Source organism: Streptomyces sp. NPDC059787 (assembly GCF_042732315.1).
Taxonomy (GTDB): Bacteria; Actinomycetota; Actinomycetes; order Streptomycetales; family Streptomycetaceae; genus Streptomyces; species Streptomyces atrovirens.
In genome coordinates, this window is sequence record NZ_JBHWHX010000063.1 from 30,526 (window position 1) to 36,931 (window position 6,406).

At 72.3% G+C, this 6,406-nt stretch carries 6 protein-coding genes; 4 read left to right on the forward strand and 2 right to left on the reverse strand.

What is annotated here, in order from left to right; translation table 11 throughout:
• Positions 1-15: 15 nt before the first annotated feature.
• Complete coding sequence (locus ACFV5H_RS34460) at positions 16-1,782, reverse strand: ABC transporter ATP-binding protein (RefSeq protein WP_385056376.1); 1,767 nt, start codon at positions 1,780-1,782, stop codon at positions 16-18.
• Between the two features lie 124 nt (positions 1,783-1,906).
• Positions 1,907-2,764: an aldo/keto reductase gene (locus ACFV5H_RS34465; protein WP_385198691.1), complete on the reverse strand. Its 858-nt coding sequence runs from the start codon at positions 2,762-2,764 to the stop codon at positions 1,907-1,909.
• Between the two features lie 217 nt (positions 2,765-2,981).
• On the opposite strand from ACFV5H_RS34465, the gene ACFV5H_RS34470 reads away from it, so the two are divergent.
• From ACFV5H_RS34470 to ACFV5H_RS34485, 4 genes are all read left to right on the forward strand, one after another.
• The gene (locus tag ACFV5H_RS34470) at positions 2,982-3,395 is read left to right on the forward strand and encodes a VOC family protein (RefSeq protein ID WP_385056381.1); all 414 of its coding nucleotides are present in this window, start codon (positions 2,982-2,984) and stop codon (positions 3,393-3,395) included.
• Positions 3,396-3,527: 132 nt separating this feature from the next.
• Positions 3,528-4,418 (forward strand): Gfo/Idh/MocA family protein, encoded by an 891-nt coding sequence (locus tag ACFV5H_RS34475; protein ID WP_385198692.1) that lies wholly within the window; start codon positions 3,528-3,530, stop codon positions 4,416-4,418.
• A gap of 312 nt (positions 4,419-4,730) precedes the next feature.
• Positions 4,731-5,936, forward strand: coding sequence for a glycoside hydrolase family 64 protein (locus tag ACFV5H_RS34480; RefSeq protein ID WP_385056383.1), 1,206 nt, complete (start codon positions 4,731-4,733; stop codon positions 5,934-5,936).
• 185 nt (positions 5,937-6,121) lie between these two features.
• Positions 6,122-6,343: a hypothetical protein gene (locus ACFV5H_RS34485; RefSeq protein WP_085575146.1), complete on the forward strand. Its 222-nt coding sequence runs from the start codon at positions 6,122-6,124 to the stop codon at positions 6,341-6,343.
• The last annotated feature ends 63 nt before the right edge of the window (positions 6,344-6,406 follow it).

The window sequence follows — 6,406 nt, forward strand, 5'->3', positions numbered from 1 at the left end:
GTGGGTTCGGGGTGGTCAGGCCGCCTGGCCGCTGTGCAGTGCCGCGTATGCCCCTCCCCGGCGCAGCAGGTCCTCGTGGGTGCCGATCTCCTGGATGCGGCCGTCCGCCATCACCACGATCCGGTCGGCGCCGCGCACGGTGGAGAGGCGGTGTGCCACGACGAACGTGGTGCGTCCGTCCAGCAGCCGGGCGAGTGCCTCCTGCACCAGCGCCTCCGAGCGGGTGTCGAGCGCCGAGGTCGCCTCGTCCAGGACCAGCACCTTCGGGTCCCGGATCAGCGCGCGGGCGATGGCGAGCCGCTGGCGCTGCCCGCCGGACAGCCGGGCGCCGCGCTCCCCGACGAGGGTGTCGAGGCCCTGGGGCAGCCGGTCGACGAACTCCAGCGCGTTGGCGTCGCGCAGCGCGGCCCGTACCGTCTCCTCGTCGGCGTCGTCCATGCCGTAGGCGACGTTCTCCCGGACGGTGCCGTCGAACAGGATCGACTCCTGGGGCACCACGGACAGGAAGCGCCGGTAGGTGCGCAGGTCGAGGCCGTTCATGTCGGTGCCGTCGAGCAGCAGCCGGCCGGAGGTCGGGCGGATGAAGCCGATGACCAGGTTGAGCACGGTGGACTTGCCCGCCCCGGAGGCGCCGACGAGCGCGATGGTCTCGCCCGGGGCGACGTCGAGGGTGAAGTCGCGCACGGCGGGGCGCCCGTCGGTCTCGTACGCGTGGCCGACGCCCTCGAAGGTGATCGCGCCGCGCACTCCGTCGACCTCCGCCTTGCCCTCGTTGTCCTCCAGTTCGGGGGCCTGGAGGACCTCGCCGACCGAACGGACGGACTCCAGCCCCTTGGTGATGACCGGGGCCAGTCCCGCGAGCGTGGTGGTGGAGTTGGTGAGCGTGGTCAGGAAGGCGCTGAGCATCACGACGTCGCCGGCGGTAACGTTCCAGACGTCGTAGTACGAGATGAGCGCCGCGCCGGCCAGCACGCTCACGCCGATGACGTTGAGGACGACCCAGGCCAGCGAGCCGAACCGGCCGTTGACCAGGTCCAGGCGCATCCCGGAGGTGAGCAGCCGGTTCAGGGTGCCGTCCATCCGGCGCAGCGCCTTGCCCTCCAGGCCGTGGGCGCGGGTGACGGGGATGAGCCGGGTCATCTCCGTGACCCGGGAGGACAGCGTCTCCACCTCGTGGCGGAAGTGCTCGTTGTGCGTGCGCAGCCGGGCCCGCAGCCTGGCGACGAGCAGGGCGGCGGCCGGCACGACGATCAGGAAGACGGGGAGGAACTCGGGGGTGCGGATCGCGATGATGACGAGCCCGCCGGTGAGGACGGTGAGCGCGCCGAGCCCGTTCTCCGCGGTCTGCTGCACCATCTGCTCGACGGTCTCCACGTCCCGGACGACCTTGGCCTGGAGCACGCCGGCGCTGACGCGGGAGTGGTAGCCGATGGAGAGCTGCTGCATGCGGGTGCACAGCGCGGAGCGCAGGGCGGTGCCCATGCGGCGGACGCTGCCGTACAGCAGCCGGACGTACAGCACGTGCAGCGGGTAGTTGACCAGCAGGATGAACATGATGACGCCGGTGCTGGTCCACAGCCGGGATATCGGCTGGTGCTGCACGACGGTGTCGATGATGGACGCGGTGATCAGCGGCAGCAGCCAGATCGGGCTGTGCTTGACCGTGAAGACGCCGACGGCGGCGGCGAGCCGGCCGCGGTCGGCACGGAACAGGTAGGCGAGGGTGCGGATCGGGTGCTCGCCGCGGTAGCGGTGGTCGAGCGGTCTTTCCAGCGACGCCATGGGCGGGGGTCCTCCACTGTGAGCCTTGTTCAGCAAGCGCTTTCTCCGCTTGCGTGCCAGGAGTACACCAGGCACATGGGGTGCCCGCCCCCGGCGTCCGGCGCCTGAGACGGGCGGGGTGCGCTCAGCCCGCGTCCAGCTCCGCGAGGTCCTCGGCCGTCAGGACGAGGCCGGCGGCGCCCGCCGAGTCACGGACCGACTCCGGCCGGCTCGCGCCCGGAATGGGCACGACGACCGGCGACCTGGCGAGCATCCACGCCAGGCACACCTGGTACGCGCTCACCCCGTGCGCCCGGGCGATCCGCGCGAACGGGGCGTGGGCCGAGGCGAGTTCACCAGCCCGGGCGATGCCGCCGAAGGGACTGTAGGGCAGGAACGCGATGCCGAGCTCGTCGCACAGGCGCAGCTCCGGCTCACTGGAGCGGAAGGCCGGGGAGAACTTGTTCTGCACGGAGACCAGCCGGCCGCCGAGGATCCCGGCGGCCTGCCGGATCTGCTCCGGGTCGGCGTTGGAGACACCGGCCATGCGGATCTTCCCCTCGTCCAGCAGCTCGCGCAGCGCGCCGACGGACTCGGCGTACGGGACGCGGGGGTCGGGCCGGTGGAACTGGTAGAGCCCGATGGCCTCCACGCCGAGCCGGCGCAGGGACGCCTCGCACGCCCGCTTCAGGTGCCCGGGGCTGCCGTCCTGGGTCCAGCTGCCGTCACCGGGGCGCAGATGACCGCCCTTGGTGGCGACCAGGACGTCGCCGCCCCGGTCGTGGGAGGCGAGGGCCTTGGCGATCAGGGTCTCGTTGTGGCCGACCTCGTCGGCGTGCAGGTGGTAGGAGTCCGCGGTGTCGATCAGGGTGACACCGGCGTCCAGCGCGGCGTGCAGGGTGGCCAGGGAGCGGGTCTCGTCCGGGCGCCCCTCGATCGACATGGGCATGGCGCCCAGTCCGACGGCGCCGACCTCGACATCACCGATACGGCGGGTGTGCATGTGCGCGTGACCTCTTCCGGCTGTCGTCTCACGGTCTCGGAAAGCGCGTACCAGCCTGGTCCCCGCACGGCCCGAAATCCAATAGAAGAAAGCGAACGCATTCAGCAGACGGGGCACTGAATCGGGCCCCCGCCCGGGCACCGCCGCCGCGCGGGCGCCGGTGCCCGGGGTTACGCTGCGCGCAGCCGGTCCTTCGCGGCCGTTCCGGGAGGTAATCATGGCCTCGCTCCTCAATCCGTATCTCAGCTTCGACGGGAGCGCACGGCAGGCGCTGGAGTTCTACAAGGAGGTCTTCGGCGGCCGGCTGCGGCTCAACACGTACGGCGACTTCGGCCGGCCCGGAACCGACAACGCCGACAAGATCATGCACGGCATGCTGGCGAGCGCGGCCGGCTTCACCCTCATGGGCGCCGACATGCCGCCGGGCATGACGTACGTCCCGGGGAACAACTTCGCCGTGAGCGTCAGCGGCGAGGACGAGCCCGAACTGCGCGGTTACTGGGAGAAGTTGTCCGGCGGCGGCTCGGTTGCCGTACCGCTGGAGAAGCAGATGTGGGGGGACGTGTTCGGGATGTGCACGGACCGCTTCGGCATCCCCTGGATGATCAACATCAACCAGCCCGCGGGCTGAGCCCCGCGCCTCCCGGCGAGCGGCCGTTGACACGACGTTCCGGCAGGGATCACCGTACTGACCGGAGCGCGTCGGCGGAGCGCGCCAGGACACCGGCCCGGCGGCGGTCGCCGCACCGGGAGAGGCGGCGGCATGCGGATCGGACTGCTCGGCACCGGACCCTGGGCGCGGGCGGCCCACGCCCCCGCGCTGAGCGGGCACCCGGACCTCGACCTCGCCGGGGTGTGGGGCCGCCGGCCCGACGCCGCCGAGGAGCTGGCCGGTCTGCACGGCACCCGGGCGTACGACGACGTCGACGCGCTCTTCGCCGACGTGGACGCCGTCGCCGTCGCGCTGCCGCCCGCGGTGCAGGCGGAGCTGGCGGTGCGCGCGGCGCGGGCCGGGTGCCACCTGCTGCTCGACAAGCCGCTCGCGCCGACCGTCGCGCAGGGCCGCGCGGTGGTCGGGGCGGCCGAGGAGGCGGGGGTCGCGTCCGTGGTCTTCTTCACCACCCGCTTCCAGCCGGGGCCGGAGGCGTGGATCACCGAACAGGCACGCGTGGGCGGCTGGTTCACCGGGCGCGCGCAGTGGCTCGGGGCGGTGTTCACCTCCGACGGCAACCCCTTCGCCGCCTCCCCGTGGCGGCGGGAGAAGGGCGCCCTGTGGGACGTCGGCCCGCACGCCCTGTCCGTCCTGCTTCCGGTGCTCGGCGAACCGCGGCGGGTGACGGCGGCGGCGTACGGCCCCGGCGACACCGTCCATCTCGTCCTCGACCACGCGGGCGGCGCGTCGAGCAGCCTCACCCTGAGCCTGACCGCTCCCCCGGCGGCGGCCGGCGCCGTGGTGGAGCTCCGCGGCACGGCGGGCGTCACCTCCCTCCCGGAGGCCTCCGAGGGCGCCGTCCCGGCGCTCACCCGCGCCGCGGACGCCCTCCTCACCGCGGCCGGTACCGGCACCCCCCACCCCTGTGACGCGGCGTTCGCGCTCCGGGTGACGGAGATCCTGGCCGCGGCGGAGGCACAGCTGAACGGCGGAACGCGCTGACGGCCTCACCGGGCGGCTGCGGAACGGAGCGCTCCCGAAGCGCTCCGTGGCCATCGGGCCCGACCGGCTTAAGCGGCCCTTAAAGCCCGGTTAAGCGATCACCGGATCTTTGCCGTTTTTTCAAATAACCGCAGCTCAGAGCGGCGTTGCGGACAAGTCGGACCGTTGGCGGGGGCCGCGGCCGTACCTAACATCGATGTCGCGCGCCGGTCCCGACGTACCGCTTTGAGAGCGCTCTCTGGCGCTCTCCTCCCCCTGTCGGCCGACCGGCGCGGTCAGGAATCCGCACGAGTACTCCTGGAGATCCCCCACATGACTCCCCGTCATCAGCGCAACCTCGGCCGCCGCAAGGTCCTCTTCGCCCTCGGCGGAGCCGCCGTGGCCATCCCCGCGGCGGCGGCGATCGCCCCGCACGCCCTCGCGGACCAGTCCGGCGGACAGAAGGCCGGCACGGCGGCGGCAGGGGCCCTGCCGCTGACGATCGTCAACAACAGCGGTTCCTTCGGCAACGCGAACGTGCACCTCTACATCGTGGGCAACGTGGACGGCCGTCAGGTCCGGGTCACCCCGGAGGGCACCGTCGCCCCGGTCGCCGCCTCCGACAACGGCCCCGACGGCTTCACCGACTACGCGATCGGCCTGGCCGGCAGCGGCGAGACCAGGCTGTCCCTGCCGTACATGTCCGGCCGGATCTACGTGTCCCTCGGCGCGAAGCTCAAGTTCAAGGTCGTCACGGACGGCAACGGCAACGCGGCGCTGCAGTACCCGGCCGGCTGGGTCACCTCCGACCCCAACTACGGCGTGCTGCACGACTGCGCCGAGTTCACGTACAACTCCTCGGGCATGTTCTGCAACACGACCATGGTCGACATGTTCAGCGTGCCGATGGGCATCCGGCTCACCGGCGCCAAGGACCAGACGACGGGCACCGTGCGCGAGGGCGGGCGCGCGGCGGCGTTCGCCGCCGTCAAGCGGGTGGAGGCGTTCTCCCGGCTCGTCGTGGACGACACCCGGATCATCGCCCCCGGCCACGGTCTGGACGCCGGGCTGTTCGCCAAGGACTACTTCGCCCCGTACATCGACGAGGTGTGGAGCACCTACACCGGACGGGACCTCAAGGTCACCACCAACGCCGGCACCTTCACCGGCCGGGTGCGCGGCGAGCGGTTCACCTTCGACGGGCCCGCCCAGGTCTCCTTCGGCAAGCCCTCCACGCGGGACGTCCTCTTCTGCGACGGCGCCCTCGCCGCCCCCAACGACGGCACGACCGGCCCGGTCGCCGCCGTGCTGGGCGCCGGCTTCAACCGTTCGACGCTGCTCAGCCACCCGGACCAGCCGACGGCCGACGCCTCGGTCTTCTACCGGACCGAGCTCACCAACCACTACTCCAAGGCGGTCCACACGGCCACCGAGGACGGCAGGGCGTACGGCTTCGCCTTCGACGACGTGGCCGACTTCGCCTCGTACATCCAGGACACGGCGCCCACGGGCCTGCGGCTGACGCTCTCGCCCTTCTGAGCGGCTCGCGGAGCAGGTTTCCCGCGGGCCGGGGAAGGTACCCCGGCAGCCAGGAGGAGCGGCCCTTCACCGCGGTGCCGCGAGCGTTCCGGATGCACGGCGGGCTCCCGCGTTGAATGGTGGGGCATAGGACCCGATGACAGCACCGGGGCCGCTCCAGCGATCCGGACCCGAGGAGCCAGAAGATGTCGACGTCCCAGCCCGACGCGTCCCAGCCCGAAGCGTCCCGGCGGTCCGCGGACCGCGCCACCCCGGACAGCCTGCTCCATGCCCGCACCGGCACCGATGTGTCGCCGGAGGACATCGTCCTTGCCTCGGGCAAGGACCTCACCCCGCACAACCTCGAGTGGGCCAGGCGGAAGCTGGACGAGGAGGGGCCCGCCGCCCTGGACAAGATGCTGCCCTGAGCCCGCGTACACCCGTTCGCGGACAGCACGGCGCCGCCGGCCCGGTGCGATCGCACCGGGCCC